This is a genomic window from Nocardioides sp. NBC_00163, assembly GCF_045206295.1.
Lineage (GTDB): Bacteria > Actinomycetota > Actinomycetes > Propionibacteriales > Nocardioidaceae > Nocardioides.
The window spans coordinates 2,383,882-2,410,563 of the sequence record NZ_CP108155.1 but is presented as its reverse complement, the minus strand read 5'-3'; the positions used below and the strand labels follow the sequence as shown (position 1 = coordinate 2,410,563).

28 protein-coding genes and 3 tRNA genes are annotated in these 26,682 nt (G+C 69.1%); 22 read left to right on the top strand and 9 right to left on the bottom strand.

All coding sequences use genetic code 11. The annotated features are described in order from the left end of the window. Positions 1 to 249: 249 nt before the first annotated feature. Entirely contained in the window at positions 250 to 441 is a 192-nt protein-coding gene (locus tag OG801_RS11645; protein WP_160026710.1) for a DUF3073 family protein, read from the top strand. 42 nt (positions 442 to 483) lie between these two features. Here the strand turns inward: OG801_RS11645 and OG801_RS11640 are convergent, their stop codons facing one another. The 3 genes from OG801_RS11640 to OG801_RS11630 all read right to left on the bottom strand — a co-directional run bounded on the left by OG801_RS11640 (position 484) and on the right by OG801_RS11630 (position 5,437). Next, a complete protein-coding gene (locus OG801_RS11640; protein WP_406035815.1) occupies positions 484 to 1,785 on the bottom strand; it encodes a hypothetical protein in 1,302 nt (433 codons plus the stop codon). 33 nt (positions 1,786 to 1,818) lie between these two features. Beyond that, positions 1,819 to 5,238: an SCO7613 C-terminal domain-containing membrane protein gene (locus OG801_RS11635; protein WP_355019595.1), complete on the bottom strand. Its 3,420-nt coding sequence runs from the start codon at positions 5,236 to 5,238 to the stop codon at positions 1,819 to 1,821. Positions 5,239 to 5,363: 125 nt separating this feature from the next. After that, positions 5,364 to 5,437: transfer RNA gene (locus OG801_RS11630), tRNA-Phe, on the bottom strand. Between the two features lie 115 nt (positions 5,438 to 5,552). On the opposite strand from OG801_RS11630, the gene OG801_RS11625 reads away from it, so the two are divergent. From OG801_RS11625 to OG801_RS11600, 6 genes are all read left to right on the top strand, one after another. Continuing rightward, positions 5,553 to 5,625 (top strand) — tRNA-Glu (locus OG801_RS11625). Between the two features lie 108 nt (positions 5,626 to 5,733). Continuing rightward, the gene (gene macS / locus OG801_RS11620; protein WP_406035814.1) at positions 5,734 to 6,867 is read left to right on the top strand and encodes a MacS family sensor histidine kinase; all 1,134 of its coding nucleotides are present in this window, start codon (positions 5,734 to 5,736) and stop codon (positions 6,865 to 6,867) included. After that, positions 6,864 to 7,505: a response regulator gene (locus OG801_RS11615; RefSeq protein ID WP_406035813.1), complete on the top strand. Its 642-nt coding sequence runs from the start codon at positions 6,864 to 6,866 to the stop codon at positions 7,503 to 7,505. The genes macS and OG801_RS11615 overlap by 4 nt, the downstream gene beginning before the upstream one ends. A gap of 34 nt (positions 7,506 to 7,539) precedes the next feature. Beyond that, positions 7,540 to 9,366 (top strand): hypothetical protein, encoded by a 1,827-nt coding sequence (locus OG801_RS11610; protein WP_406035812.1) that lies wholly within the window; start codon positions 7,540 to 7,542, stop codon positions 9,364 to 9,366. Between the two features lie 77 nt (positions 9,367 to 9,443). Continuing rightward, positions 9,444 to 9,517 (top strand) — tRNA-Asp (locus OG801_RS11605). 507 nt (positions 9,518 to 10,024) lie between these two features. After that, entirely contained in the window at positions 10,025 to 10,759 is a 735-nt protein-coding gene (locus OG801_RS11600; protein WP_355019591.1) for a hypothetical protein, read from the top strand. Between the two features lie 83 nt (positions 10,760 to 10,842). Here the strand turns inward: OG801_RS11600 and OG801_RS11595 are convergent, their stop codons facing one another. Beyond that, a complete protein-coding gene (locus OG801_RS11595) occupies positions 10,843 to 11,889 on the bottom strand; it encodes a hypothetical protein (RefSeq protein ID WP_355019590.1) in 1,047 nt (348 codons plus the stop codon). Between the two features lie 282 nt (positions 11,890 to 12,171). Here OG801_RS11595 and OG801_RS11590 point away from each other — a divergent pair, with 282 nt between their 5' ends. Then, positions 12,172 to 12,519, top strand: a complete 348-nt coding sequence (locus OG801_RS11590) for a WhiB family transcriptional regulator (protein ID WP_355019589.1) — start codon at positions 12,172 to 12,174, stop codon at positions 12,517 to 12,519. A 25-nt stretch (positions 12,520 to 12,544) separates the two neighbouring features. Further along, positions 12,545 to 12,901 (top strand): metallopeptidase family protein, encoded by a 357-nt coding sequence (locus OG801_RS11585; protein ID WP_406035811.1) that lies wholly within the window; start codon positions 12,545 to 12,547, stop codon positions 12,899 to 12,901. Here the strand turns inward: OG801_RS11585 and crcB are convergent. From crcB to OG801_RS11570, 3 genes are read right to left on the bottom strand one after another with little or no spacing between them, the layout of a single operon-like run. After that, on the bottom strand, positions 12,898 to 13,266 hold the full coding sequence (crcB, locus tag OG801_RS11580) for a fluoride efflux transporter CrcB (RefSeq protein ID WP_406035810.1): 369 nt from the start codon (positions 13,264 to 13,266) through the stop codon (positions 12,898 to 12,900). The genes OG801_RS11585 and crcB overlap by 4 nt on opposite strands. Beyond that, positions 13,263 to 13,751 (bottom strand): fluoride efflux transporter FluC, encoded by a 489-nt coding sequence (locus OG801_RS11575; RefSeq protein ID WP_406035809.1) that lies wholly within the window; start codon positions 13,749 to 13,751, stop codon positions 13,263 to 13,265. The genes crcB and OG801_RS11575 overlap by 4 nt, the downstream gene beginning before the upstream one ends. 18 nt (positions 13,752 to 13,769) lie before the next feature. Continuing rightward, on the bottom strand, positions 13,770 to 14,714 hold the full coding sequence (locus OG801_RS11570) for an ATP-binding protein (protein WP_406035808.1): 945 nt from the start codon (positions 14,712 to 14,714) through the stop codon (positions 13,770 to 13,772). Between the two features lie 312 nt (positions 14,715 to 15,026). Between OG801_RS11570 and OG801_RS11565 the strand changes: the two genes are divergently transcribed. The 6 genes from OG801_RS11565 (at position 15,027) to OG801_RS11540 (ending at position 20,330) form a co-directional block, all read left to right on the top strand. Then, the gene (locus OG801_RS11565; RefSeq protein ID WP_406035807.1) at positions 15,027 to 16,469 is read left to right on the top strand and encodes an NAD(P)/FAD-dependent oxidoreductase; all 1,443 of its coding nucleotides are present in this window, start codon (positions 15,027 to 15,029) and stop codon (positions 16,467 to 16,469) included. Positions 16,470 to 16,616: 147 nt separating this feature from the next. Then, on the top strand, positions 16,617 to 17,456 hold the full coding sequence (locus OG801_RS11560) for an alpha/beta fold hydrolase (protein ID WP_406035806.1): 840 nt from the start codon (positions 16,617 to 16,619) through the stop codon (positions 17,454 to 17,456). Continuing rightward, the gene (locus tag OG801_RS11555) at positions 17,453 to 18,388 is read left to right on the top strand and encodes a metal-dependent hydrolase (protein WP_406035805.1); all 936 of its coding nucleotides are present in this window, start codon (positions 17,453 to 17,455) and stop codon (positions 18,386 to 18,388) included. The genes OG801_RS11560 and OG801_RS11555 overlap by 4 nt, the downstream gene beginning before the upstream one ends. Then, the gene (locus OG801_RS11550) at positions 18,385 to 19,461 is read left to right on the top strand and encodes a PDR/VanB family oxidoreductase (protein ID WP_406035804.1); all 1,077 of its coding nucleotides are present in this window, start codon (positions 18,385 to 18,387) and stop codon (positions 19,459 to 19,461) included. The genes OG801_RS11555 and OG801_RS11550 overlap by 4 nt, the downstream gene beginning before the upstream one ends. Positions 19,462 to 19,521: 60 nt before the next feature. Next, positions 19,522 to 20,055: a GNAT family N-acetyltransferase gene (locus OG801_RS11545; RefSeq protein ID WP_406035803.1), complete on the top strand. Its 534-nt coding sequence runs from the start codon at positions 19,522 to 19,524 to the stop codon at positions 20,053 to 20,055. Beyond that, positions 20,052 to 20,330 (top strand): hypothetical protein, encoded by a 279-nt coding sequence (locus OG801_RS11540; RefSeq protein WP_406035802.1) that lies wholly within the window; start codon positions 20,052 to 20,054, stop codon positions 20,328 to 20,330. The genes OG801_RS11545 and OG801_RS11540 overlap by 4 nt, the downstream gene beginning before the upstream one ends. Positions 20,331 to 20,336: 6 nt before the next feature. Here OG801_RS11540 and OG801_RS11535 read toward each other — a convergent pair whose 3' ends face one another. After that, positions 20,337 to 21,107, bottom strand: coding sequence for an IclR family transcriptional regulator (locus tag OG801_RS11535; RefSeq protein WP_355019578.1), 771 nt, complete (start codon positions 21,105 to 21,107; stop codon positions 20,337 to 20,339). Positions 21,108 to 21,176: 69 nt separating this feature from the next. Between OG801_RS11535 and OG801_RS11530 the strand changes: the two genes are divergently transcribed. The 7 genes from OG801_RS11530 to mgrA all read left to right on the top strand — a co-directional run bounded on the left by OG801_RS11530 (position 21,177) and on the right by mgrA (position 26,147). Next, positions 21,177 to 21,980: a 2-keto-4-pentenoate hydratase gene (locus tag OG801_RS11530; RefSeq protein WP_406035801.1), complete on the top strand. Its 804-nt coding sequence runs from the start codon at positions 21,177 to 21,179 to the stop codon at positions 21,978 to 21,980. Between the two features lie 5 nt (positions 21,981 to 21,985). Then, complete coding sequence (locus tag OG801_RS11525; protein ID WP_406035800.1) at positions 21,986 to 22,939, top strand: acetaldehyde dehydrogenase (acetylating); 954 nt, start codon at positions 21,986 to 21,988, stop codon at positions 22,937 to 22,939. A 2-nt stretch (positions 22,940 to 22,941) separates the two neighbouring features. Continuing rightward, positions 22,942 to 23,967 (top strand): 4-hydroxy-2-oxovalerate aldolase, encoded by a 1,026-nt coding sequence (dmpG, locus tag OG801_RS11520; RefSeq protein WP_406035799.1) that lies wholly within the window; start codon positions 22,942 to 22,944, stop codon positions 23,965 to 23,967. Between the two features lie 170 nt (positions 23,968 to 24,137). Further along, entirely contained in the window at positions 24,138 to 24,398 is a 261-nt protein-coding gene (locus tag OG801_RS11515; RefSeq protein WP_406035798.1) for a helix-turn-helix domain-containing protein, read from the top strand. Further along, a complete protein-coding gene (locus tag OG801_RS11510; RefSeq protein ID WP_406035797.1) occupies positions 24,382 to 24,612 on the top strand; it encodes a hypothetical protein in 231 nt (76 codons plus the stop codon). The genes OG801_RS11515 and OG801_RS11510 overlap by 17 nt, the downstream gene beginning before the upstream one ends. A 66-nt stretch (positions 24,613 to 24,678) precedes the next feature. Then, positions 24,679 to 25,089, top strand: coding sequence for a DoxX family protein (locus tag OG801_RS11505; RefSeq protein WP_355019572.1), 411 nt, complete (start codon positions 24,679 to 24,681; stop codon positions 25,087 to 25,089). Then, on the top strand, positions 25,086 to 26,147 hold the full coding sequence (mgrA, locus tag OG801_RS11500) for an L-glyceraldehyde 3-phosphate reductase (protein ID WP_406035796.1): 1,062 nt from the start codon (positions 25,086 to 25,088) through the stop codon (positions 26,145 to 26,147). Before OG801_RS11505 ends, mgrA begins: the two co-directional genes overlap by 4 nt. A 7-nt stretch (positions 26,148 to 26,154) precedes the next feature. On the opposite strand, the gene OG801_RS11495 is transcribed toward mgrA, so the two are convergent. Further along, entirely contained in the window at positions 26,155 to 26,607 is a 453-nt protein-coding gene (locus OG801_RS11495) for a DUF4440 domain-containing protein (protein ID WP_355019570.1), read from the bottom strand. Positions 26,608 to 26,682 lie beyond the last annotated feature (75 nt).

Sequence of the window (26,682 nt, the reverse complement as noted above, 5' to 3'; positions counted from 1 at the left end):
AGAATCGGAAGGGAGGCTATGCGCGGCGAGACAACCGTCCGACCCCTCAATCTGTCGTCCGGATGAACGGCGAATGACGAGTCGTCAGGCTCAGATTCGTGTGACCTCAGTAACATTCGCTCCTAGCGAACGGATTTTCGACACCCCGGCGTGCGGATTCTTGGCATGAACCGGTAGCGTTATCCCTACGAGAAACCTGTGAACAGCCCGGGACTATCCCGGCCAAGTGCGACGAGGGGGCTGGACCCTATGGGGCGCGGCCGAGCGAAAGCCAAGCAGACGAAGGTCGCACGCGACCTGAAGTACCGGACCTATGAGACGGACTTCGGGGCCCTTGCGCGCGAACTTCACGGTGATGAAGACACCAGTCAGAAGTCCGATCCGAAGCCGGACGACTACGACGACTGGTCGGACTACGACGCGGGATCCTCGCGCGACTAGGGTTTGTCGGCCAACGGCGGCAACGTCTTGGTCGACATCCCCTCAGACTGATCGGCTGATCACTACTTCCCCGTGAGTGCCGTAGCCGGGTAGCCGGCCGCCGTGAGGCGTGCCGTCGAAGGCGACGTGCAACCACTCGTCCCCCACCGGGATCAGAGTGGGCCACGGAAGGTTCGTGACGTACGCCGATCGGAGCTCTGCGACCTCGTTGAGGTCCAGGTCGAAGATCGGGTAGCGAGCACGGACGCGACGCGGGTTGTCGCGTCCGTCGCTGGCGCCGACGACGACTGTGCCGCCCAGCGGGACAAGCGTGGTGCCCTCGGTGGCTGTCCGGTCGGTTCGCGCTGCCCGGAGGCTGAGCGCGTCCAGGCTTGGTCCGCTGGCGAGCACCGTATGGAAGTCGAAGTACTTCCTGGCGCTGACGTAGCCGACCAGCCACTGGTCGTCACGGCGTACGACATGGGGATCCCAGACGCCGACCGACATGAGCCCGTCCGTCGGCAGCGCGAGCGGGGTCGAGTCGAGGACGTGCTCGCCTCGGGTCAGGTCCGCGCGTGAGCGGGCGATCGTGACCCCGACCGGGCTCCACGGTTTGCTGGGGTCGGTCTTGTCCGGAGCCTTGAAACCACCCCACGTGCTCGTCGTGACCAGCCACTCGTCGCCGTCGCGCACGAGGTGGGTGGCGTGGTCGCCGTAGACGAGCCCGTCCCGGACAAAGTAGAGCGCCCCGCGATGGACGAGGTCGTACGTCACCGGGTCCAGCGCCCACACCGACGTGTGCGCCGTGGGGAAGAAGCCCGGGCCGGCGCTGGTGGCGGTGAGCAGCAAGGTGCCGTCGTCCTCGCGGAACGGCGAGCCGTCGGCGTACGTCACCACACGGATGTCACGTAGGCCGAGCTGTCCGAAGGCGCCGCTGCGTACGTCCTCGGCGGAGCCCTCGTGGCCGGCGGTCAGGCCGGCGAGCCACGACTCGTCACGCGGCTCGATCCCGACCTCGGTGAGATCGACCCGTGCTCGGGCCACCCACACGCCGCCCTCATAGGTCAGCGCGGTCAGCATCGTGCCCGTCAGCGTCAGCGCGAACCGTCCGACCCCACGTCCGACCCGGCCGTGGCGCCGACTCGCGTGAGAGGTACGCCCCGACCCGGTCGCCACCGCCAGCGACACCCGCCGCCCGTCGTAGAACCCGGTGAGCACATCCCCACCCGAGGTGAAGGACAGCGAGACCGGGCCGTCACACGCCGCCTCGATCGCCGCGTTGGCCGCGGGCCGCGGGAAGGTGCTGGACTCGACCGCGATCGTGACGGGGCGCTGGCGACGTACGATCTTGAATTCGGGGAACATCGGCTCCAGTCTTCCGGGCGCGTGGGCACCGCCCTAACGCAGCCCCCGGACATACGCGGTGGCCCGGCGCAGGTCGTGGAGCCGCGCCTCCCAGGTGATGCCGAGGAAGAGCAGCAGGAGTCCGGCCGCTCCGAGCACCCACCACTGCTGCAGCGCCTGCGCCGACGGCATCTGCGCCAGGGCCAGGACAGAGGCGACCAGGGCGCCACCGACCAGAGGTGCTGCCCAGCGCAGCCAGGCGCCGCCGAGGATGAAGACCAGGCAGGCGATGCCGAGCACTGCGGTCCGCGTCGAGACCGGGTCCTGGAGGGCTGCCGGGACGGACGGGATGAGCGCGAGGAAGACGCCCGGCCCGAGCACCGGCAGCGAGGCGACGTCTCTGTCGAGGCGGAGCTTGACCACGCCGAAGACGACCAGCGCGATCGCGGGCGGCAGGGTGTAGTACTCCCAGGTCGTGACCGAGGTGTCGGCCAGCCGGATCCACAGCGCGATGGTGGCCAGGCTGGCACCGGCCCACCCCAGCCAGCGACGCTCGTGGTGGGCGATCGCGTGCGCGGAGACGGCGGCTCCGGCCAGGGTCAGCAGGATGCTCAACCAGGGCAGATCGACTCCGCGAGATCCGACCGCGGTCGGCCCGTCCGGGGTCAGGACGATCGTGGGTCCAAGGCTGACCGTGCCGACGACGATCGTGACGACCGCGGCGACTGCGGCGGTGATCTCGGCCGAGGGCAGCAGCCGGAAGATGGTGACGACGGTCAGGATGACGATGATCCCGGCCGCGGCGTACGGCTGGGGGATGTCGCTGAGGTTGGCGAACATCCAGCAGAACGCGGTCAGCGTGATGATCCAGTAGGGCGCGGTGACGGCCTTGGTCTGCAGCTCCTGGGTGAGCCGGTCGACGGCGACCGCCGCGGCGGTGAGCACCCCGGCCACGACCAGTGCCAGCAGCTCGTTGGTGAAGGCGGCGCCGAGCGATCCCAGACCGAGCAGACCGGCGACCGTGAGCCGTGGCCCGGACTGCTGCGGTTCGTGTCGCAGGATCGTCGCGATGCACATGACGCCGGCGATCAGCAGGAGGATCGCCAGCCAGTCGGTGTCGAGCGCCCCGGCCTCGAAGGCACCCAGGCCGATCGACACCGCGGCACCGGTGGCGGCCGCGGCCTCGATGGCGGGGCTGCGGCGTACGAGAACGATGACGCCCATCGCCACGACGACCACCACAGCGGTGTAGGGACGCTCGATGTCGGCCAACCGGGCCGCCTGCCACACGGTGGCGGTCAGGGCGAGGATCCAGTAGGCGGTCGCGACCTCCCTGGTCGTGCCCGACTGGACGCGGTCGACGACGAGGCCCAGGGCGGTGAGGATGAGGGTCACGACCAGCGCGAGCACGTCGTTGGAGAGGACCGCTGCCGTGGCCGCGCCGAGCCCGACGGTGCCTGCCACGGCCAGCGCGGGAGGCTGGCGGTGGTGCAGGCCGATGGCCGCGGCGAGGATGGTCGCGATGGTCAGTAGGACCGCCGCCCAGGTCACGTCGACCGCGCCGATCCCGATCGAGATCGCGGCGCAGGCCACGGCCGCCCACCAACCCGATCCGCGGAAGCGGAAGAGCGTGATCAGTCCGAGGACCGTGACGATCACGCACGCGGCCCACTGCCGCTCCACGTCGATCAGCGGCGCGAGCGACCACAGACCGAGGGTGAGCGTCGCGACGGAATAGCTGGCGACGACCTCGCGGTCGGCGCCGAGCAGACCCTGACCCGCGTACGCAGCCACCGCTGCCAGCGCGAGCGCGACGACCACGGTGAGCAGGTCGCTGGGCAGCGCCGCGCCGAGGGCGACCAGCCCGAAGATGCCGGCGGCGAGGAGCCGTGGCCACCGCTCCGCCCACCAGGCCAGCGCGACGGCGACACCGAGCAGCAGCAGCGCCGGGAACAGCAGCGGGGCGCCGTAGCAGGCCGCCGTGATCGCGAATCCGGTGACGCCGCCGGAGAAGGTGATCCAGCCGACCGTGGGCCGGTAGGTGCGGAACGCGGGCGGGTTGGAGCGGTAGAACCAGGCGGTCCCGAGGGCGAGGATCGCGAGCATTGCCGGCAGCGTCAGCCAGCCCGGCAGCAACGACTCCGGACCGGTGACCGGGGAGAACGCGGACTCGGTCCAGGGCACGGCCGCGAGCCGGACGGCGGCCGAGACCGCCAGGATGAGGACGGCGATGCCCAGGCCCACGGCGTACGGCGTCAACGCGGCGGCTGCCCAGCGCCAGGGCCTGGGGAGCGCGACGAGCGCGCCGGCGGCGATCAGGGTGACCACCACGGCCACGACCGTGAGGGTGACCGCACCGTCATCGAGAGCGGGCTGGGTGAAGGTGTAGGCGGCGATCAGGAGAGACACCCCGACCATCGCGACCTTCGCGTCCTTGGGCAGCGGGAACAGCAGCGCCACGACCGTCAGCACCGCGGCGGCGCCGAGCAGCAGCGGCAGGGTGCCGCCACGCAGCAGCTCGGAGCCGGTCAGGGCGGGATCGGCAAGGCCTCGGACGAGCAGCATCAACCAGAAGGCCGCCATCACGACCATCGAGCCGAGGGTCAGCGCCTGCAGGTCGGTCTTGCTCGCCACGATCACCACGAGGAGGGCGATGACCGCTGCGATCAGCGGGAACCAGATCAGGTCGGAGATGAGCTCGAGACCGATCAGGGCGGTGAGTACGCCGCCGGCGGCCGCCACCTGTGGCCCGATCACCGCGGTGAGCTTCTCGCTACGCGCGCCGATCAGGGACATCGCGGTGCCGGCCAGGAAGACGACCACGCCGACGATGACCAGGAAGCCCCGGTCCCAGTCGACTCCGTCGAGCCAACCGGCGTACTTCATGCCGGCTATGTCCAGGGCTAGCAGCCCTAGCGCGAGCGTCCAGACGCCTTCGGTGCCGGCACGCAGCTCGAGATGCATCAGCACCGCGCCACCGATCGTGAAGAGCGCGGTGAAGACGAGCAGCATCGTGGTGCGGCCGCCGACGCCCATCGTGGCCCAGGCGACCGCGAGGAAGATGACGCCAGCGACCAGCAGGAAGAGCACGCCGACGCCGACCAGGATCAGCGGCACCGTGATCGGTGCCCGCCGGGCGACCGGAGCACCGGGGAACGGCGCCGGTCCGGCCACGGCGGTCGCGGCCGGGTCCGCGAGCGGTGTGGCCTCGGGCTCGGGCTGGATCTGCGGCGGCGCCGCGGGCGGAGCGGAGACCGGCAGGGGAGCGGGCGGCGGGGTCCGGTGCGCGGCTCGGCTCGCCTCCTCCCGGATCGAGCGCAACCGCGTCATGAGTACGTCGGCCCGCAGCAGGGTGCCGTAGAGCTCTTGCGCGACGGCGTTCTCCAGCGGCAGCCCGCAGTGCGGGCAGGGGCTGGTGCCGGGCTCGAAGGCCTCCCGGCAGTCGGGGCAGCGACCAGGATCGGCGTACTTCACAGCCAACCATCCTTGCGTAGATCCGCCGATGCGCGTGCGGGAAACGCAGGGTGTGCGCTGAGACTTGATCCAGAATGACAACCGGCTTCGACCCATAACTGCAGGTCGAAGCCGGTTGTTGCTTGTGGGCAGGGGCGGGGTCGAACCGCCGACCTATCACTTTTCAGGCGATCGCTCGTACCAACTGAGCTACCTGCCCAAGCGAGGTGAAACATTACCGGAAGCGACCGCGACGTTCCGAATCGGGACTCGAAACCGGACGTACGGCCTCGCTTTGGCGGCCTCGGACGCAGACCTCTAGGATGTGCCCGCAGGCCCCCTTCGTCTAGCGGCCCAGGACCCCGCCCTTTCACGGCGGTAGCGCCGGTTCGAATCCGGTAGGGGGTACACAGTCTTTCCATGTCTCGAGTCTCACGGTGCGACGGCCCGGCCGGCATCCGCACGGATACTCATATCCGGAACGCACCGGGTCGCGCGGATGCAACACTTCCGACTGTGAGTGCGTGGACGTCGCCAGCGGCGATCGAGGTCGAGAGCCGGCTCTTCCGGGCGCTGGCGGTGTTGCGCGTGGTCGTGCTCATCAACGCGATCGCGCTGACCATCTACCGCGCCGCCAACTTCGACCCGCCCGCGGCCGCGCTGATCTGCGCGCTGGTCATGGTGGGGTGGACGGCCTTCGCCCTCTGGGCGTACGCAGCACCCGCCCGCCGCACGGCGGTGCTCGTCGGCGCAGACCTGGCGATCGCGCTCGGGCTCCTGCTCGTGACCCCGCTGGTGAAGGGGCCGGGGTTCCAGGCGAGCGTGCCGGGTTTCTGGGTGAGCGGCGCGCTGCTCGCGTGCGCGATCCACTACCGCTGGATCGGCGGGCTGCTGGCCGGGGTGGCGCTGGCGAGCGTCGACCTGGTGCTGCGGCAGGAGATCGACCAGTCGATCTACGGGAACGCGTTCCTGCTGGTCATCGGGGGCCCGGTGGTCGGCTACATGTGCGAGTCGGTGCAGCGGATGGCGCTGGAGCGGGACGAGGCGCAGCGCGCGGCCGCGCGGGCGGAGGAGCGAGCCCGGCTCGCCCGGGCCGTCCACGACGGGGTGCTCCAGGTCCTGGCCCTGGTCCAGCGCCGCGGCGGCGAGCTGGGTGGTGACGCGGCCGAGCTGGGCAGGCTGGCGGGGGAGCAGGAGCGGGAGCTGCGAGCGCTGATCCGCGGCGAACAGCCCGGCCGGAACCCGGCCGTCGGGATGGTCGACCTCGCCGCCGCTCTCGCCGAGCTCGAGACCGGCACCGTGACCGTCTCCGGACCCGCGACCGCCGTCGAGATGCCCGCACGCCCGGCCGAGGAGATCGTCGCGGCGACCCGCGCGGCGCTCGACAACGTACGTCGCCACGTCGGTGAGGACGCCCGTGCCTGGGTGCTCCTGCAGGCCTTCCCCGACCATGTCGAGGTCTCGGTGCGTGACGACGGGCCGGGCATCGCGGCCGGCCGGGTCGTCGAGGCCGGGGCGCAGGGCAGGCTCGGCATCGGCGAGTCGATCCGTGGCCGGATCGAGGACCTCGGCGGCAAGGCAGAACTGATCACCGGAGCAACCGGGACCGAGTGGGAGCTCACGGTCCCCCGAACAGGAGTGGATGCATGAGCAGAGTGATGGTGGTCGACGACCACCCGATGTGGCGCGACGCGGTGGAGCGCGACCTGGCCGGTGCGGGCTTCGAGGTCGTCGCCACCGCCAGCACCGGCCGTGAGGCGATCACCCGGTTCGCCGCGACCCGGCCGGAGGTGGTGGTGCTCGACCTGCACATCCCCGAGCCCGACGGTGTCCAGGTCACCACCGAGATCATCGCGCTGCACCCGATGGCCAAGGTCCTCATCCTCTCCGCCTCCGGCGAGCAGAACGACGTGCTCGCCGCGGTCAAGGCCGGCGCGACCGGCTACCTGGTCAAGTCCGCCTCCCGCGACGAGCTCCTCGAGGCCGTACGCCGCGTCGCCGCCGGCGACCCGGTCTTCACCCCCGGCCTCGCCGGTCTGGTCCTGGGCGAGTTCCAGCACAGCGCCGCCACCGAGGTGCGCGGCGACAAGCCCATGCTCACCGACCGCGAGACCGAGATCCTCAAGCTCGTCGCCAAGGGGCTGAGCTACCGCCAGATCGCCGACCGCCTCGTGCTCTCCCACCGCACGGTCCAGAACCACGTACAGAACACCCTGCGCAAGCTCCAGATGCACAACCGCGTCGAGCTCACCCGCTACGCCATCGAGCAGGGCCTGGACGCCGACTGACCCCCTCGTCCAAATAGGCGGAGCAGTACCCGGCATGGGAGAGAATCGAGAGGTGGTCTCGCTTCTCTACCTTCACGGCGTCGGCAACGGCGACCCCCGCGACGCCTGGCGCCGCGCGCTGGACAACGCGCTGCAGGATGCTGGCTACCCGGGGCTCGACGAGGTCGAGGTGATCGCTCCGAAATATCCCGACGTGCTGCGCACCGTTGACGGCGACAAGACCATCAAGATCCCGCCGGTCACTACGCCGAGGCTGAGTGCCGCCGACCAGCGGGACGTACGCCGCCGGGTGGAGCGCGCGACCGCCGAGCTCGAGTCGATCCTCGGCGAACCCGTGCCCGCCTCGCCGGTCGGCGTCACCGACTCGCTGGCACCGATCGTGCTGCGCGTGCTCCGCCAGGCCCACAACTACGTGACCAAGCCCGGCATCCGGGCACGAACGCTGCGGATGGTCCTCGATGAGCTCCCCGAGGAGGGCGAGATCGTCATCGTCGGCCACAGTCTCGGCTCGATCATCGCGATCGACCTGCTGCGCCGGCTCCCGCCGAAGCTGACGGTCACCGGGCTGGTGACGATCGGCAGCCCGGCCGCCCACCCGAACCTCCACGAGGACTCCGACCGCCTCGAGATGAAGTTGCCGGTCGACCACGTCGGCTGGTGGGTCAACGTCTGGAGCAACGGCGACGCGGTGACCGGCCTGCGCGGCATCTGGCGCCACTTCCCGTGGGCGCTCGACCTCCAGGTCGGGCTCGGCCTCGACCACCGCACCACCACCTACCTCCGTGCCAAGCCGGTCGCCACCGCGATCGGGCGCGGCCTGTTCGGCTCCCTCACCAAAGAGCTCGCGATCGTCGAGGGCACCCCCGACGTCGCCCTGAACTCGCTCGAGGTCCGCCTGGCCCTGTGGCTCGCCTACGCCCAGTTCCTGCGCGACCACCTCAAGGGCGCCACCCAGGAGCGCTTCGGCGCCGCTCTGCGTGTCGTCCAGCACGAGGTGCTGGAGCGGTTGATCGAGAACTACCGGACCGACGGCGTACGCATCCCCCAACAGCTCCTCGACCTGCGCGTCTCACCGACAGGGCTGATTCCGGAGGGTCCCAGCGACCGAGACCTGCCCCGGCCGAAGCCGCTGACCCAGCTCTCCAAGGAGGAGGCCGTCCTCGCCCTGGTGGCGCTGGCGACCGCCAACCCGGTGCGGCCCTATGAGATCGACGTCCCCGACGACGTACGCCGCCAGGCATTCCACGACCTGACGGTCTGGATGGGGCTCGGGGGCGGGCTCGGCGAGAACCTGCACATCGCCATGCAGTCCGCCTCGAAGGCCGTCTACCCGGTCGACCAGTGGAAGCTGTGGGTCGGCATCGGGATCGGCGCCGCCGTGCTGGTCGCAGGTCCGATCGGGCTCGCGCTGGCCGCCCCCGCCGGGCTGGCCGGGGGAGCGGCGATCATCGGCGCTCTCTCCGCCTTCGGCCCCGGCGGGATGGTCGGCGGACTCGTCACCGCCGGTGCGATCACCACCACCGGCGCCGGCACGATCGCCGCCACCCTCGTCTCCAGCTCGTCCACCGCCGAGGACGTCGAGGTCACCGTCATCCAGCTCCTCACCGCCGCGATCCTGCGCTCCCGCGAAGGCCTCGAGCAGGACCTCGGCGTCTGGCTCGCGATGTCCGAGATTCAGCGTCAGACCGGGCGCGAGGTCGCCCGTCTCGCGGCCTACAGCGACGAGAAGGCTCCCGGTGTCGAGGCCCTCCGACGCAAGGCCCGTGCGGCCGAACGGGCCATGGCCTACATGGTCAAGAACCGGCTCGTCGAGGGCCTCACCGACGAGGAGCCCAAGGGCGAAGAGCCCTTCGAGGAGTAGGACCCCTCCCCGATTGTGAATCCCCCGCACCCATGGGCTATGTTTTTCCCGTTGCCGCACACAGCGGAAACAAACAAGGCCCTGTAGCGCAGTTGGTTAGCGCGCCGCCCTGTCACGGCGGAGGTCGCGAGTTCAAGTCTCGTCAGGGTCGCGGAACGAATCGAAGAGGACGTGTGTCGCAGAGATGCGACCACGTCCTCTTCGTTATTTCCATGGCGGCCTCCGGCCGCGGCGGGGGATATCCCCCGCACCCCCTTAGGTTCTTCGGGGGAGCGTTCGCTCTTGATGTGGCGGATCTCGTGGTGATCCTTCGTCTTGCGCTGGCTTGGCGCTGTGGCTGAAGGGTCTTGTTTCTTCGCGTGTGACTTGTGGGTCGGGTGTTGTTCCCGGAGCAGGGGACACGCCGGGGTGTGGCGAGCGCGGCGGGTGTCGAGCGTGGGAGGGTGGTCGTCCTGCTTCGGCAGGAGTCTCGGGCCGGAGATCCTCGATCTCACCCCCGGTTCGGGCCGTTCGTCCCTGTGGGATATAAGCCGATTTGGCGGTAACGTGCGGGCTGCTGTCCTCTCGTGAGAGGATTCTGCCGCTTGTGTCGACGTCGCAATTCGGCAGGGCACGGGGGAACGACTAAGACGTTCGGTATTCAGGAGGCAACACCACCATGTCGTCGTACTACCCGCATCGGCCGCCCCATGCGGCGAGTGCGGACGAGCTTGCGTCACGGATGCAGACGAACGGTGCCTACCGCACCCCGGCCGCCCCCGCGCAGCAGCAGCCCCCCGCCCTTGGTTGGGACCAGCGTCCGCAGCAGTCCCAGGCCCAGCCGCAGTACCAGGAGCCGGCGATCCAGCAGCCGGCCGTGATGGCGCAGACCACCGGCACGCACTGGCCGCAGTTCGTCAACAACAACCGCCTCATCGGCGCGCTCGTTGCCGGCTTCGGTGCCACCCAGCTCGCCACGATGTTCGGCTACTGGATCTACGGCCTCGGCATCATGGAGGGCCCGCTGGACTTCGCGTTCTTCAACGGCGTCATCCTGACCCCGAACGCCACCGCCAACGAGGCCGGCTTCGCCGTCTCGCAGTGGTTCGCCGGTATGGGCTTCCACTACTTCAACGGCATGGTCTTCGCGCTCGCCTACGCTCTGGTGATCTTCCCGTGGCTCGGCAAGACCCACACCACCTCGAGCAACCTCGCGCGCTCGCTCGGCATGGGTATGTTCCTCGCCACCGCTTCCTGCGGTTGGTGGATCCCGGCCCTGCACCCGGAGGATGTCATCGGCATCGACCCGGGCTTCTTCTCGATCAACCTCGGGTGGGGCACCGTCCTGGGTGTCTACCTGTGGCACCTCGTCTGGGCGGTCGCGCTCGGTCTGTTCTTCAACCCGCAGGACTGAACCCCGATTCACGCACGAGAGCCCCAGCCGATCGGCTGGGGCTCTCGTCGTAGGTAGAAGCAGATCTCGTACGCCGCGGCCGACTACTCAGGCCAGGCGTCGAAGACCTGGCCACCGTTGGTGGTCAGGTGGTTGTGCAGCTGCTCGCCGGCAGCGGCGTCGCGCAGCGTACGAAGTACGAGGCGGCGCCGGTCGGACGGGTTGGCCGTCGGCGGTCCCGGGGTCAGCGCCATGGTCTCGGTGACCCGGTCGGCCAGGAGCCGCAGGTGGCTGCGCTCGCCACCGGCGTAGATGACGTGGGTGTGCTCCAGCGGGGATGCCCACAGGATGTTGCCCTCGACGACGATCAGGCGTGACTCGGTGGCCATCACCTTCATCTCGACGTCGGTCATGTTCTGGAGCATGTCGGCCCCGGCAAGGATCGACTCACCCTCGTGCAGGAATGCGGGCAGCGCGTGGGCGAGGTTGGCCTCGATCAGCGCGGCCTCCTCGCGGGCACGCTGCTGGGCCCCCTGCTGTCCGACGTACGGGCCGTTGCCGACGGTGCGCTGTGCACCCGTGTTCGGCGCCTGGCCGTAGGAGCCGGTGTTGGTGCCGTACGGACCCTGGTTGGGGTAGTAGGAGCCGGTGTTCGGGTAGGAGCCCGGGTTCGGGTAGGAACCCGGAGCCGGCGCGACTCCGTAGCTGTTCGGGGAGGGCTGACCGTAGGGGTTCCCGGTGCCGTACTCGCCACCCCAGCTGGCGTCGACGTTCACCTGCGCGCCGGCGGCTCGCGCCGCGTAGTCGAGGGTCGGGAAGAAGTCGTGGAAGGCGTCCTTGTCCCGGATCTTCATCGTCGTGGAGTAGGACGATCCGGGGACCAGCGCCTCGATGATGAAGTCGCCCAGGCTGGGGGGCGGCGGAACGCCGATGAAGGTGAGCACGGCCAGGTTGACGGAGAAGACGCGCTCGTGGAACTCGAACATCACCCGGCGGTCGGTCAGGAAGGCGTGACCCGACGCGTTTCCCTCGTGGGGGAACTTGACCGCGACCCGGGCCCACTGGACCTCACCGGGCTGCAGCAGGGACTTCACCAGAAGCCAGTCGCGGGTCTCCGAGGCGATGGCTCGGCTGTTGGGATCATGCGCCATCCGTCGGTGGAAATCCTCCACCGGTCGGTGGCCCACGGTGATGGACGCCGAGGCCCTTTTCATTGAGCGCATGTTCGCAAACCCTAGCCCTTCCTCCCTCTAGTGTGGACAGTTTGTACCAGCAGGGTCGCGATGTTGTGGAATCCCCTGATGTAGATGACATCTCAACTCTGCGCGACCGGTCCAAGCACCTGCCTATTGACAGAAAACTGACAGGCCATCCGACCACCCTCTTCAGTGGGTATCCCTGACGACGGGGATCAGCGAGGGGATGGGGCTGTGATGACTGGTTCGCCTGTGGCGGCGGCAAGAGAGACGACCGGCGTGCACTGGAGCGAGCTGCCGTGCGCGATCGAGGACGGCGATCTGTGGTTCGCCGCGACCAGCGTGGACGCGGACCGCGCCAAGGAGCTGTGTGGCACGTGTCCGCTGCAGCGCTCCTGCCTGCAGGGTGCGATCGCCCGGCAGGAGCCGCACGGGGTGTGGGGTGGCGAGGTCTTCTACGAGGGAATCGTCGTCGCTCGCAAGCGCACCCGCGGCCGCCCGCGCAACGGAGAGCTCCACCAGCGGGACCTGGAGCGCCAGGCTCGCGCAAATCTGCGGAAAAGTTCGTCGGTGGGAGCGGCGTAGCCTGTCACCCGGCAGAATGTCCTCTGTGGGGATTGAGATAAGCCCAGAGCGCTTCGACGAACTAGTGGAACAGGCGCTCGACGCCATTCCGGATGAGCTCGCCGCTCAGGTGCACAACCTCGTCGTTCTGGTCGAGGAGTGGCCGTCCGAGGGCGAGCCCCAAGACACCCTCGGTCTCTACGACGGCGTGGCGCTGACCGACCGCAATGACCTCTACGGACTCACGCTGCCGGACCGGATCTTCATCTTCCGCCAGCCTCTCCAGCAGATGTGCGTGGACGAGATCGACCTGGCCGCCGAGATCCGCATCACCGTCGTCCACGAGATCGCCCACCACTTCGGCATCGACGACGAGAAGCTCCACCAGCTCGGCTGGGCTTAGAGGTTCGATCCGATCAACCAGCCGAGGCTGACCGCGGAGGTCCCGACGGCGAGGGAGCCGAGGACGTTCAGCGCGGCCGACCGCCACTGGCCGTTCTCGGCCAGGCGGACGGTCTCGTAGGAGAAGGTCGAGAACGTCGTCAGGGCTCCGCAGAAGCCGGTGCCGGCCAGGGTGAGCACCCACCCGGGGAGTACGCCGCTCGCAGCTGCCCCGGCGAGCATGCCGAGCACGAGCGAGCCGATGGCGTTGACCGCCATCGTCCCCCACGGGAAGTCCGTGCGGGTCCACTCCCGGACGTACAGGTCGGTCAGGTAGCGCGCCGGCGCGCCGATCGCGCCGCCGAGCAGGACCAGGAGCGCGGTCACCGGTCCTCTCCTCGGCCCGGATCCGTGGCAGGGTCGGGATCGAGGTCGGGGTCGATGCCGTCGACCACGACCTCTCGGCCGCTGTTCAGTACGACCACCCGGCCGAGCGTCAGCCCGAGCCAGGCGGCACCGATACCGGAGACCACCGAGGCGAGCAGGTAGAGCATCGCGAGCGCGGGCGCATGCCCGCCCAGGACGTACGTCTCGAGCTCGTAGGTCGAGAAGGTGGTGTAGCCACCGAGCACGCCGACCCCGAGGAACGGGCGCAGGTAGCGGCCCAAGAACGGGACAGTCGACCACGGGCCCAGGACGAAGGCCATCAGCACGCCCAGCAACAGGCAGCCGGAGACGTTGGTCAGGAAGGTCGCCCACGGCCAGGAGTGGCCGCCGTGGGGGAGGGCGGTGGTCAGGCCCCAGCGAGCCAGTGAGCCGAGCGCTCCACCGGCAGCGATGGGGGCGAGCAGGTCGCCATGCTCACGCAGCACGCGGACAGCGTACGGGTTCTAGCGGGCGTGACCGGTCATGTGGGCCGCGCTCCACCTGGTGGGGCGGCCGCCGGCGGCCTGGGTGAGGTATTCGCCGAGGAACCAGCGCTGGAAGGTGACCTGCTCGGGCGAGCGGGCCAGGACGAGCAGCCGCTCCTGGCGGCAGAACTCGTCGATGAGGTCGAGCATGTCGAGGAAGCGGCGCATCGTCTCGGCCGCGGACCGCGGCATACGTACGTGCAGGTCCGCCGTCTCCCGGTCGCGGCCCGACCTCGACCCGATCACCCCGGAGAGCTGGCCGTGGCCGAGGCCGTCGAGGAGCTGACGCTCCAGCGAGCCGAACAGGGCCGAGAGGCTCGCGGCGAGCGGGTAGTCGTTGGCGTGGGCGAGGGAGAGGAGGCGTACTTCGCGCCGCAGCTCCCGGAAGTGGTGCTGGAAGCCCCTGTAGAGGGCGAGAGGTACGCCGAGGATGCTGACCTCGACCGCCTCGGTGCCGAGGCGCTCGGGCTTCGGGGGAGCGCCGGGAGGTCCGGTGATCACGCCCTCGACGCCGTCACCCTCGTCGATCTCGGCCGCGGGGGTGAACCAGACGATCTTGCCGGACGCGTCGATGTCGGCGCCCCAGGCCTCCGAGACGCTGGCCACGATCGAGAGGCCGCGACCGACCGTCAGCAGGACCTCGTCCTCGTCGTCGAGGGCGAGCGGGACCGGCAGCAGGGGCGGCTCGGTCGAGCCGTCACGGATCTCGACGCGGGGGTGGTCGACGGTGCCGCGCATCCGGATCGTGACCGGGGCGGTGCCGTGGAAGAGCGCGTTGGAGACGAGCTCGGAGACGCCGTACTCGGCGCAGTCCACGAGGTCGGTGCGCTCGATCTCCTCGCAGGCCGCTCGGACCCAGACGCGGGCGTCCTGAACGGCGCGGGAACCGGTGCGGAGCAGGAGAGCTGGCCGGCTCAACGGCATGTTCTCCTCCTCCGATCTCGCGGGTCGGGATACACACGGTTCGTTGTGTGCTGTTCGTTGAAAGAATTTTCCGCACTTGAAGGTGTCTGATCCGGGCCATGGACCACTAGGGCCCAAGGTCCCGGTCGCCCTCACAGATTAAAGTCAAGGGGTTCTGACGGGGTAACGGACACGCGGTCGGAACGCATACTCGGCGGCCGTCCAGCGACTGTGACGAAGTAGTCGCGCCCGGGAATGAACAGATCCGCCGGGATGGTTCAGAATATGAGGTGGAACGTTCAAAAGATCTCGTTTGAGGTAGGGGATTAGTCAATGTCAGCGGACCAGGCAAAGCACCGGGTCGTCATCATCGGTTCCGGCTTCGGGGGTCTTTTCTCCGCGAAGGCGTTCAAGGGCCGCGACGACGTCGAGGTCACCTTGATCGCGAAGACGACCCATCACCTGTTCCAGCCGCTGCTCTACCAGGTGGCGACCGGGATCCTCTCGCAGGGCGAGATCGCCCCGCCGACCCGAGACATCCTGCACCGGCAGAAGAACGCCACGGTGCTGCTCGGCGAGGTGACCGAGATCGACACCAAGGCCAAGCAGGTCACGGCGCAGATCCTCAACCAGGAGATCAACGTCGAGTACGACTCGCTGATCGTCGCCGCCGGCGCCGGCCAGTCCTACTTCGGCAACGACCACTTCGCCGAGTTCGCCCCCGGCATGAAGTCGATCGACGACGCGCTCGAGCTGCGCGGGCGCATCTTCGGTGCCTTCGAGATCGCCGAGCTGACCGCCTCGCGCGGCGAGCCGATCGGCGACCTGCTCACCTTCGTCGTCGTGGGTGCCGGCCCGACCGGTGTGGAGATGGCCGGCCAGATCGCTGAGCTGTCCAACCGGGTGCTGAAGAACGACTTCACCCACATCTCCTCGGAGAAGGCGCGAGTCGTGCTCGTCGACGCGGCCCCGCAGGTGCTGCCGCCGTTCGGGGAGAAGCTCGGCGCCAAGGCGGAGCAGGCGCTGGAGAAGGCCGGTGTCGAGGTCGTCCTCGGTGCGATGGTCACTCACGTCGACGAGTTCGGCATCGAGATGAAGTTCAAGGACGGCAGGACCGAGCGGATCGGGTCGATCGCGAAGATCTGGGCCGCCGGCGTCCAGGCCTCTGAGCTGGGCAAGACGCTCTCGAAGCAGACCGGTGCCGAGCTCGACCGCGCCGGTCGGATCGCCGTCAACCCCGACCTGACCTTGCCGGATCACCCCGAGATCTTCGTGGTCGGCGACATGATCAGCCTCGACCACCTTCCCGGTGTCGCGCAGGTCGCGATCCAGGGCGGCAAGCACTCGGCCAAGACGATCAAGGCCCGTCTGAAGAACAAGCCCGAGCCCGGCAACTTCAAGTACTTCGACAAGGGCTCGATGGCCACCATCTCCCGCTTCAACGCGGTCCTGATGATGGGCAACTTCAGGCTGACCGGCATTCTCGCCTGGTTCGGCTGGCTGGTCGTCCACCTGGCCTACATGACCGGGTTCCGCAACCGGCTCACCGCGACGCTGCACTGGATGATGTCGTTCATCGGCAAGGACCGCTCCGAGCGCACCACCACCATGCAGCAGATCTTCGCCCGGGAGGCGCTCGAACGTGTCCCAGGCGGCATGGCCGCTCTCATCGACGACCCTGCCGAGGTCGCTCTGCAGGTCGAACGCCGCCGCAAGGAGCTCGAGGAGCAAGCCGCCGAGGAGTCGCGCCTGGCCGACTCCCACAGCGCCTCGTAGCCACTGCTTCCTGACCGACCCGCCGCAGACTGTGTCTGCGGCGGGTCGGTCCATTTCCGCCATCCAGGATCGGTGCTTGCTATTGTTCGCGGACACGGTGTCTCATTAAAGTGTTGGTGAGATGCCCGCGATCGGAGGAGGACGCGCGTGACTGAGGTGACCAAGAGGGTGGTCGAGACCACCGACGGGCTGACGCTCGCGGTCTACGAGCAGGGGCCGACCGATGCCGAGACCGTGGTGCTCGTCCACGGCTACCCCGACAACCACTCCGTCTGGGACGGGGTCGCCAAGGTGCTCGCCGAGCGATTCCACGTCGTCGCCTATGACGTACGCGGCACGGGGGAGTCGGGGGTTCCGGACTCGACCGTCGGCTACCGCCTGGCGCAGCTCTCCGCGGACTTCAAGGCGGTCATCGACGCCGTCTCGCCCGACGCGCCGGTGCACGTCGCTGCGCACGACTGGGGCTCGATCCAGACCTGGGAGTCGGTGACCGACCCGGCCCTGGGCAGCCGGATCGCGACGTACGTCTCGATCTCGGGGCCCGACCTCGGGATGGCGACCACCTGGCTGCGCGAGCGGACCCACCTGGGGAGCTCGCTGCGGCAGCTGGCCCACTCCTGGTATGTCTTCGCCTTCCAGCTGCCGCTGCTGCCCGAGGTGATGGTGCGCTCGGGGCTGCTCGCCAAGTTCGTCGGTGGCGAGGAGCGGCCGACCAAGGACCAGGTCAACGGGGTTGAGCTCTACCGGGCCAACTTCCTCGGCAAGCTGCTCCGTCCGTCGGCGCGGTCGACGGACGTGCCGGTGCTGGTGATCGCCCCGCGTGACGATGCCTACGTGACCGTGCCACTGCAGACCGAGGCACCCCGGGCGTACGCGACGTCCCTGGTCACCCAGGTCATCGACGGCGGCCACTGGGTGGTGGCCGCGGATCCGGAGCTGGTCGCGGGCGAGATCGTGGCCTTCATCGAGAAGGAGGGTGTGCGATGAGTAAAGAGACGAAGGAGAGCAAGCGCGGGCACGAGCCGGCCAAGGTGGCCCTCCATCCGCGGAACGTGAAGTTCGACTGGAGCAAGCTGCCGCTGGTGTGGATCCCGGGCGAGGTCTTCGCCTCCCACTACGTCAATGTGCTCCACCTGCTGCTGCCCGAAGGCGAGCGCTGGTTCGTCAAGGTGTTCTCCGAGATCCTGCCGTTGATCGAGGACGACCAGCTGCGCGAGGACGTGATCGGGTTCATCGGCCAGGAGGGCGTGCACGCCGCCGCCCACCAGGAGGTGCAGGACTACTTCACCGACAACGGTCTCGACGTACGTCCGTTCGCGGCCGAGATCGAGGCGCTGTTCCGCAAGATCCTGGGTGACCGCGACCTGACCGGCCGGGCCAAGGAGGAGTGGCTGATCGAGCGCGCCGCGATCATCGCGGGCCTCGAGCACCTCACCGCCGTGCTCGGCAACTGGGTCCTCAACTCGCCCGCGCTCGACGCGGCCGGCGCCGACGAGACGATGCTCGACCTGCTGCGCTGGCACGGTGCCGAGGAGGTCGAGCACCGCAACGTCGCCTACGACGTCTTCCAGCATGTCGACGGGCGCTACCTCCGCCGGGTCCGCTCGTACCTGCTCGGCGGCACCGCCCTGCTAGTCCTGTGGTGGCGCGGCGCCGGCTACCTGATGAAGAACGACCCCACCGAGCCTGATCCGGCGAAGCGGCCGAGGGCAGGACTGTTCCAGCTGATCGACGCCGAGCGTCGTGGGCTGGTGCCGGGCGTCGTACGCATCGGGTGGGCGACCTGGAAGTTCTTCCTGCCCGACTACGACCCGTCCAAGGAGGGGTCGACCGCCCAGGCGGTGAGCTACCTGGCCAAGTCTCCGGCGGCGCTGCGCGCCGACGCCATCGCGGAGGCGCACAACGTGGAGGGTAAGTGAGCAAGCCGGCGCACTACGCCGTCCCGGACATCCCCGACTCGCGGCTCTACCGGGGCTTCGAGGCGATCGTCGGGAGCTACTGGACCAAGGCCGCCTACCGATCCTGGCGGCGTCGCAAGCCGCTCGGCAGGATCGACCGCGACTTGTACGTACGCGTCAGCCGGATCGACGAGGAGGGCCTCGACGTCAAGGCGATCTGGTTCGAGCGTGAGGACGGCAGCGAGCTGCCGGCCTGGGACCCGGGGGCGCACGTCGACGTGGTGCTGCCCAGCGGCCGGCTGCGGCAGTACTCGCTCAACTCCGACCCCGACGACCTCTCCGCCTACCGGATCAGCGTGCGGCGGATCGAGCCGACCGCGGGCGGAGGCGGTGGCTCCGTCGAGGCGCACTTCCTCTCCGTCGGCGACCGGCTGATCCTGAAGGGGCCGCGCAACGCGTTCCCGTTCGTCGACTCTCCCGCCGGCTATCTCTTCGTCGCCGGTGGCATCGGGATCACTCCGATCCTGCCGATGCTGCGCGACGTGGTGCGGCGGGGCGTGCCGTACGAGTTCGTCTACACGGGCCGCTCCCGCGAGACGATGCCGTTCCTCGCGGAGATCCGGGAGATCGTCGGCGACCACGAGATCCAGCTGTGGCCCGACGACGAGAGGGGCGTCCCCGATGCGGTCAAGATCATCTCGCTGGCACCGGAGGGCGCTGCGCTCTACTGCTGCGGGCCGATGCCGATGATCGACGCGATCCGCGCGCAGATCCCCGATCCGCAGATCGACACGCTGCACTACGAGCGGTTCTCCCCACCGCCGGTGCTCGGCGGCCGCCCGTTCCGGGTACGCCTCGAGGACTCCGACGTCGAGGTGGAGGTGGGCGCCGAGGAGTCGGCGCTGACCGCCGTCCGCCGGGTGCGACCGGCCCAGGCGTACTCCTGTCAGCAGGGGTTCTGCGGCACCTGCCGGGTGCGGGTGCTGGAGGGCGAGGTCGAGCACCGCGACCATGCGCTGGCCGACTACGAGCGCGAGGGCCACATGATCCTGTGCGTCTCGCGTGCGAAGGGGACCGTGGTGATCGACGGCTGACACCCGTCGTTCCGCGATAACGGTTTGTTCCGGCGGGCCGTGTGCTGGTCTGCTTGCGGCATGACAGCACTTGCCCTTCCCACGCTCGATCTCTACGACTCCTGGGCGGCGTCCGTCGCCGAATTCGGCGGGGCTCATGTCGACGGCGCCGCCATCGCCGACGAGGAGGCCGCCGACGTGAGCCGCGAGGCGTGCGAGCGGCTGGTGGCGAAGACCGCGCGGGACCGGAACCTCACGATCCCGCCGCCCGCCGGGCGGGTGCACGCCTCGTCCTTCTGGATCACCGACGACGGCCAGGTCGTCGGGTTCATCCAGCTCCGGCACGAGCTCAACGAGTTCCTGGAGAACGTCGGCGGGCACATCGGCTACTCGGTGCGGCCCTCGTCCCGTCGCCAGGGGCACGCCCGGCGAGCGCTCGGCCTGGTACTCGACGAGGCCCGGGCGCTGGGCCTCGAGCGCGTCCTGATCACCTGCGACGAGGACAACGGTGCCTCGGCGCGCACCATCGAGTCCCAGGGCGGCGAGCTCCAGGACGTCATCGACGCTGCTGCGTACGGCTACGGGCTCACCCGGCGCTACTGGATCAAGCTGTGAATGAGGATGGCGTCGCAACCGAAGGGGAGTTGGAGTGGGCGCTGGCGGGCGATCCCGCCGCGCCCGCCGAGCTGTTCGAGGAGGTGCTGACGGCGCTGCGCACCACCGGACGTACGCCCGAGGTGGGTGTCGAGGTGCTGCGGGCTACTGCCTTCCGGCTCGTCTCCGAGGACAGGCTCGACGAGGTCGGCCGCGGCTGGCTGGAGCTCCTCGACGCCGTTCGAGCGCATCCGGATGCGAGGTTGGCCGACCTGCCGCCGGCACGCACGGACTGACCCGCGTCAGCTGGACAGGGAGCGGCGGCGACTCGCCAGGCTGGAGAGGCCCTGGGCCGCGGCCCGGACGATGGTCACGTGGGCCTCGGGGCGGAAGCGGCCCACCGGGCCGGTGACGCTGATCGCGGCGAGCGCCTTGTCGCCCCCCTCGGCGAGGACCGGGGCCGCGATGCACTGCAGCCCGGCGGCCGACTCCTCGCGCTCGAAGGCGACGCCGTTCTCGAGCACGGCGGCGAGCTGTCGCTCCAGCAGGCCGGGTGCCACGATCGTGTGAGGGGTACGCCGTTCGAGGGGGCCGCTGAGGATCTCCTGCTGCGCCTCGGGGTCGGCGTAGGCGAGCAGGACCTTGCCGATCGCGGTGCAGTGGACCGGCATCCGGCCGCCCGGCCGGGAGGGTGACTTCGCCTGGCGGTGGCCACCGATCTTGGCGACGTAGACGACGTCGTGGCCCTCGCGTACGCCCAGGTGGACGGTCTCGTGGGTGCGCTCGTAGAGGTCCTGGAGGAACGGCATCGCCAGCTCCAGGAGCGAGCGTTCGACCGAGGCCCGCATGCCGAGCTCGAAGAGGCCGCCGGAGAGGCGGTAGCCGAGGTTGGTGCGGTCCAGGAGGCGGTTGGTGACCAGGTCACCGGCGACGCGGTGGGCGGTCGCCTTGGGGAGTCCGGTGCGGCGTACGAGCTCGGCCAGCGAGAGCACCTGATCGTCGACCGTGAAGGCCCGCAGGATGGTCACCGCCTTGCCGAGCACGGTGTCGAGATCGGCAGGCTGGTGCGGCATGAGATCACCGTACCGGTCAGCGGGACGACTACCCCGCTTCTTTCGCCCAACTGCTGAGACCGTGGGGACATGAACGACGTGACCTCCCCGTCCGATGCTGCCGTCGATGCCGCGGCAGATCGGCTGCAGACCGCCTCGGCCACGGGCATCCCCGTGCCGCCGATGCGGGACCTGCTGGACGCGACCGACCTGAAGACGGCGTACGCGATCCAGGAGCGCCTCACCGCCGCCCGGCTCGCGGGCGGGGCGAAGATCGTGGGCCGCAAGATCGGGCTCACCTCGAAGGCGGTGCAGGAGCAGATCGGCGTGGACACCCCCGACTTCGGCGTGCTCTTCGACGACATGGCGTACGCGGACGGGGGAGTGATCACCGCCGATGCGATCCTGCAGCCGCGGGCCGAGGCCGAGATCGCCTTCGTGCTCGCCGCCGACCTGGCCGACGGTGACCTCTCCTACGACCAGGTCCGTGAGGCCATCGACTACGCCGTCGCCGCGATCGAGATCTGCGGCAGCCGGATCGCCGACTGGAAGATCGCCTTCGGCGACACCGTCGCGGACAACGCCTCCGCGGGTGCCTACGTCCTCGGGACCGAGCGCCGGCGGCTGGACGAGTTCGAGCCTCGCGAGGTCACCATGTCGATGTCGATCGACGACGAGGAGGTCTCGACCGGGACCGGGGCGGCGTGCCTGGGCGACCCGGTCAACGCCGTCCAGTGGCTGGCTCGCTATGCGCGTGACTTCGGTGAGCCGCTGCGTGCGGGCCAGCTCATCCTCTCCGGCGCGCTCGGCCCGATGCGGCCGATCACCCCGGGCAACACCGTTCGTTCCACCGTGTCGGGCCTCGGCTCGGTGGCCTTCAGCGTAGGGAAGTGACCTCCATGAGCAAGAGCAAAGTGGCGATCATCGGGTCGGGCAACATCGGCACCGACCTGATGATCAAGGTGATGCGTACCTCGCAGCACCTGGAGATGGGTGCGATGGTCGGGATCGACCCCGACTCCGACGGTCTGGCTCGGGCGCGGAAGTTCGGGTTCGCGGCCACCCACGAGGGTGTCGACGGGCTGATCAACCTGCCCGAGTTCGATGACATCGAGATCGTCTTCGACGCGACCTCGGCCAAGGCGCACGTCGCCAACGCGGCCGCGCTGGAGCCCTACGGGAAGCGGCTGATCGACCTCACCCCCGCGGCGATCGGGCCGTACGTCATCCCGGCCGTCAACATCGACGAGCACATCGACGCCCCGAACGTGAACATGGTGACCTGCGGCGGGCAGGCGACGATCCCGATCGTGGCCGCGGTCGCGCGGGTGGTGCCGGTCGCCTACGGCGAGATCGTCGCCTCGATCTCCTCGCGCTCGGCCGGTCCCGGCACACGGGCCAACATCGACGAGTTCACCGAGACCACCTCGGGCGCGATCGTGCAGGTCGGCGGTGCCAAGCGCGGCAAGGCGATCATCATCCTGAACCCGGCCGAGCCGCCGCTGATCATGCGCGACACCGTGTATGCGCTGGTCGAGGGCGGGTCGCGCTCCCTGGAGGAGCTGACCGCGGAGGTCACCGAGTCGGTCGAGAAGATGGTCGGTGACGTCGCTGCGTACGTCCCCGGCTACCGGCTCAAGCAGAAGGTGCAGGTGCAGGAGATCCCCTCGGATCAGCCGGTGGAGACGCTGCTGGCCGAGGGTGAGACGACCCGGCCCACCCATCAGGTGTCGGTGTTCCTCGAGGTCGAGGGCGCCGCGCACTACCTCCCGGCCTACGCCGGGAATCTCGACATCATGACCTCGGCCGCTCTGCAGATGGCTGAGCGCATCGCGGCGGCGAAGGAGAACTGACGATGAGCACGCCCATCTATGTCCAAGAGGTCTCCCTGCGCGACGGCATGCACGCCGTACGCCACCGGATCACGCCCGAGGACGTCAAGCGGATCGTCATCGCGGCCGACGAGGCCGGCGTCGACGCCATCGAGGTCGCCCACGGCGACGGCCTGACCGGCGGCTCGGTCAACTACGGTCCCGGCTCCAACAGTGACTGGGAGTGGATCGAGGCTGCCGCCTCGGTCATCAAGAAAGCCCGCCTGACGACCCTGCTGCTTCCCGGTGTCGGCACGATCCACGACCTGAAACGTGCCTATGACCTGGGTGTCCGCTCGGTCCGGGTCGCGACCCACTGCACCGAGGCCGACGTGTCGGCCCAGCACATCGCCGCCGCACGCGAGATGGGCATGGACGTCTCCGGATTTCTGATGCTCAACCACATGGCGCCGACCGAGGTGGTCGCCCAGCAGGCGAAGCTGATGGAGTCCTACGGCGCCCACTGCGTCTACATCACCGACTCCGGTGGCCGGCTCACCATGAACGACGTACGTGACCGCGCCCGCGCCTATCGCGATGTGCTCAACGACGAGACCGAGATCGGCATCCACGCCCACGAGAACCTGTCGCTGTCGGTGGCCAACTCGGTCGTCGCGGTCGAGAACGGCGTCTATCGCGTCGACGCTTCCCTCGCCGGTCACGGCGCCGGCGCCGGCAACTGCCCGATCGAGGCGTTCATCGCGGTCGCCAACTTGTCGGACTTCAAGCACAACTGCGACCTGTTCAAGCTCCAGGACGCCGCCGACGACATCGTCCGTCCGCTCCAGGACCGCCCCGTACGCGTCGACCGCGAGACCCTCACCATGGGCTACGCCGGCGTCTACTCCTCCTTCCTCCGCCACGCCGAGAACGCCTCCGCCCGCTACGGCGTCGACACCCGCGACATCCTCATGGAGTGCGGCCGCCGGGGTCTGGTGGGCGGCCAGGAGGACATGATCGTCGACATCTGCCTCACGAAGCTCGAAGAGCGGGAGGCTGCCGGCGCCTGATCAGCCTCTAACTCGTAGATCGCAGTCACCAGGTGGCTGCGATCTTCGAGTTCGCCACAGTGGTTCACGGTACGGATCGATTGCGGGTGCTGTCGTGCGGGTATCGGGAAATCACGATACCGTGATGCTATCGCGATTTCGCGATACTCTGGGTTCATCGTGAAATCGCGATGGAAGGAGCGAGCGAGATGAGTCGTGCGCGATTGCGGGCACCGGCCGACTTCGGGCTGGCGGTTCAGCAGGCAAGGTTGGCTAGCGGGATGACGCAGACGGAGCTGGCGGATGCGGTCGGCGTGCCGCAGAGCACGGTCAGTGACGTCGAATCGGGCAAGTCGACGATCTACGTACGCCGCTTGCTCGACATGATGCGCGCAACCGGAGTCGAGCTGACCGCCACCTGGGAGGACGAGCGCGATGCGTCTCGCCGTTGAGCTCTACGGCACGGTCATCGGCGAGCTGACCGGCCAGCCTGCGACGTACGACTTCGTCCCGAGCAGTGACGGAGTCGATCGTTTCGGCGCGAACAGCTCTGTGCTCTCGGTGGCGGTTCCGCTCGTCGCCGTGTCACGCAAACATCAGGCCTCGCGGCGCCGCCGCAACGGCGATCCAGCAGGCCGACCCGGGAGTCCTGAGGCGGTGTCCTGAGCCTGTCGAAGGGTCACTGGGTGACTCCCCGGCTCCCACGTTGGGCGGGCGTGACAGAGTCGTCCCGTGAGCACTGAATCTTCTTCGCGGCTCGATCTGCCGCTGGCCGGGTTGGCCGCATTGTTCCTCGGGTCGGGGACCCTGCATCTGGTGAAGCCGCAGGTCTTCGAGCCGATCGTGCCGTCGGCGCTGCCGGATGCGCGCAAGGTGGTCGAGGTCTCCGGGGTCGCGGAGATCGTCTGCGGGCTGGGGCTGCTGCACCCGAAGACCCGTCGGATCGCGGGGCTCGCGAGTGCCGCGCTGCTGGTCGGTGTGTTCCCCGCCAACGTGCAGATGAGTGTCGACGCTGGGAAGCGGGCGAACCGGAAGCGGACCCCCAAGTCGGCCGGGTTCTTCGCCGGTACGGTCGCGCGGCTGCCGCTGCAGTGGCCGATGATCAAGGTGGCGCTGCGCGCAGGAAAGGGGACCGGCGCATGACGTACGTTCCTTCGGAGGCTCGCTACGACGCGATGCCGTACCGGCGGACCGGGCACAGCGGTCTGGATCTGCCGGCGGTCAGCCTCGGGCTGTGGCACAACTTCGGTGACGACCTGGCGTTCGAGCGGCAGCGGGCGATCCTGCGTACGGCATTCGACGCCGGCATCACCCACTTCGACCTGGCCAACAACTACGGCCCGCCCTACGGGTCCGCCGAGGAGAACTTCGGGCGCCATCTGCGCGGCGACTTCGCCAACCTGCGCGACGAGCTGGTGATCTCGACCAAGGCCGGCTGGGACATGTGGCCGGGGCCGTACGGCAAGATCGGCGGCTCGCGGAAGTACCTGATCTCCAGCCTCGACCAGTCGCTGAAGCGGATGGGGCTCGACTACGTCGACATCTACTACCACCACCGCCCCGACCCCAGCACGCCGCTGGAGGAGACGATGGGCGCCCTCGACCAGATCGTGCGGTCCGGGAAGGCGCTCTACGTCGGACTGAGCTCCTACTCCTCGGCGCTGACCCGTGAGGCGGCGGCGATCCTCCGCGACCTCGGTACGCCGCTGCTGATCCACCAGCCGTCCTACTCCATCCTCAACCGCTGGCTCGAGACCGACGGGCTGCTGGACACGCTCGACGAGGTCGGGGCCGGGGCGATCTCCTTCTCGCCGCTGGCGCAGGGTCTGCTGACGAACAAGTACCTCGGTGCTGGCGGAATCCCGGAGGACTCGCGCGCTGCCAAGGCCCGCTTCCTGACCCCGGAGGCACTCACGCCCGAGACGCTCGCCGGCATCGAGTCGCTCAACGCCCTCGCCGTCGATCGTGGCCAGACGCTCGCTCAGATGGCGCTCGCCTGGGCGCTGCGCGATCCGCGGATGACCTCGGTGGTCATCGGCGCCTCCCGCCCCGAGCAGGTCACCGACTGCATCGGCGCGCTCTCCGGTCCCGAGCTCACGAGCGAGGAGCTGGCCAGGATCGACGAGTACGCCGCTTCCACCGGCATCGACCTGTGGAAGCGCGACCGGGTCGAGGGTGACTACCGGGAGATCTTCAACTGACCGGCCATCAACCCTGACGCTCGTCGTCCCAGGCAGCCGAGCTGATCCGCCAGCCGTCGTCGGTGCGTACGAACGACATCGTCTTGATGCCCCTGCCGGTGTGGATCTCGCCGTCCGCGCCCCAGCGCTTGCCGTAGGCGCCCCACCAATGGGCGATGTCGCCGAAGACGTCGGTGCGACCGGGCTCCGGCCACTCCTCGAACTCGCTGATCTCGCCACTGGTCAGGAGCGCGAGGCGCGGGGCGATGAAGGACTCGACGTCGTAGACCTCGACCGGCAGGCCGCACGTGCGCACCACGGTCGCGCCGGGAAGCATGATCCGGCGCAGAACGTCCAGGCGTGCGGCCGCGTCCGGTCCTGAGGTGAAGGCCGAGAAGAACGCGCCCACCAGGGCCTCGATCGCCGTCTCGTCCGCGGTCTTGTCCGACGTGGGTGCGGCTTCGCCGTCGATGATGGCCATGCCCGGAAACATAGCCCCGAGGCGAAATCAGGATCGACCGACTCACATCGGCCCGCGATGCCGGTCTGGCCGCTA

Excerpts from the sequence above, each read along its gene's own strand:
- OG801_RS11535 (WP_355019578.1), bottom strand. The coding sequence starts at position 21,107 with ATGCCGCACCAGCCTGCCGATCTCGACACCGTGCTCGGCAAGGCGGTG.
- OG801_RS11610 (WP_406035812.1), top strand. The coding sequence starts at position 7,540 with ATGGGAGAGAATCGAGAGGTGGTCTCGCTTCTCTACCTTCACGGCGTC.
- mgrA (WP_406035796.1), top strand. The coding sequence starts at position 25,086 with ATGACGTACGTTCCTTCGGAGGCTCGCTACGACGCGATGCCGTACCGG.
- OG801_RS11495 (WP_355019570.1), bottom strand. The coding sequence starts at position 26,607 with ATGGCCATCATCGACGGCGAAGCCGCACCCACGTCGGACAAGACCGCG.
- OG801_RS11640 (WP_406035815.1), bottom strand. The coding sequence starts at position 1,785 with ATGTTCCCCGAATTCAAGATCGTACGTCGCCAGCGCCCCGTCACGATC.
- OG801_RS11515 (WP_406035798.1), top strand. The coding sequence starts at position 24,138 with ATGGAAGGAGCGAGCGAGATGAGTCGTGCGCGATTGCGGGCACCGGCC.
- dmpG (WP_406035799.1), top strand. The coding sequence starts at position 22,942 with ATGAGCACGCCCATCTATGTCCAAGAGGTCTCCCTGCGCGACGGCATG.
- OG801_RS11510 (WP_406035797.1), top strand. The coding sequence starts at position 24,382 with ATGCGTCTCGCCGTTGAGCTCTACGGCACGGTCATCGGCGAGCTGACC.
- OG801_RS11570 (WP_406035808.1), bottom strand. The coding sequence starts at position 14,714 with ATGCCGTTGAGCCGGCCAGCTCTCCTGCTCCGCACCGGTTCCCGCGCC.
- OG801_RS11590 (WP_355019589.1), top strand. The coding sequence starts at position 12,172 with ATGACTGGTTCGCCTGTGGCGGCGGCAAGAGAGACGACCGGCGTGCAC.
- OG801_RS11595 (WP_355019590.1), bottom strand. The coding sequence starts at position 11,889 with ATGGCGCATGATCCCAACAGCCGAGCCATCGCCTCGGAGACCCGCGAC.
- OG801_RS11565 (WP_406035807.1), top strand. The coding sequence starts at position 15,027 with ATGTCAGCGGACCAGGCAAAGCACCGGGTCGTCATCATCGGTTCCGGC.
- OG801_RS11615 (WP_406035813.1), top strand. The coding sequence starts at position 6,864 with ATGAGCAGAGTGATGGTGGTCGACGACCACCCGATGTGGCGCGACGCG.
- OG801_RS11545 (WP_406035803.1), top strand. The coding sequence starts at position 19,522 with ATGACAGCACTTGCCCTTCCCACGCTCGATCTCTACGACTCCTGGGCG.
- OG801_RS11645 (WP_160026710.1), top strand. The coding sequence starts at position 250 with ATGGGGCGCGGCCGAGCGAAAGCCAAGCAGACGAAGGTCGCACGCGAC.
- OG801_RS11530 (WP_406035801.1), top strand. The coding sequence starts at position 21,177 with ATGAACGACGTGACCTCCCCGTCCGATGCTGCCGTCGATGCCGCGGCA.
- OG801_RS11600 (WP_355019591.1), top strand. The coding sequence starts at position 10,025 with ATGTCGTCGTACTACCCGCATCGGCCGCCCCATGCGGCGAGTGCGGAC.
- OG801_RS11525 (WP_406035800.1), top strand. The coding sequence starts at position 21,986 with ATGAGCAAGAGCAAAGTGGCGATCATCGGGTCGGGCAACATCGGCACC.
- OG801_RS11555 (WP_406035805.1), top strand. The coding sequence starts at position 17,453 with ATGAGTAAAGAGACGAAGGAGAGCAAGCGCGGGCACGAGCCGGCCAAG.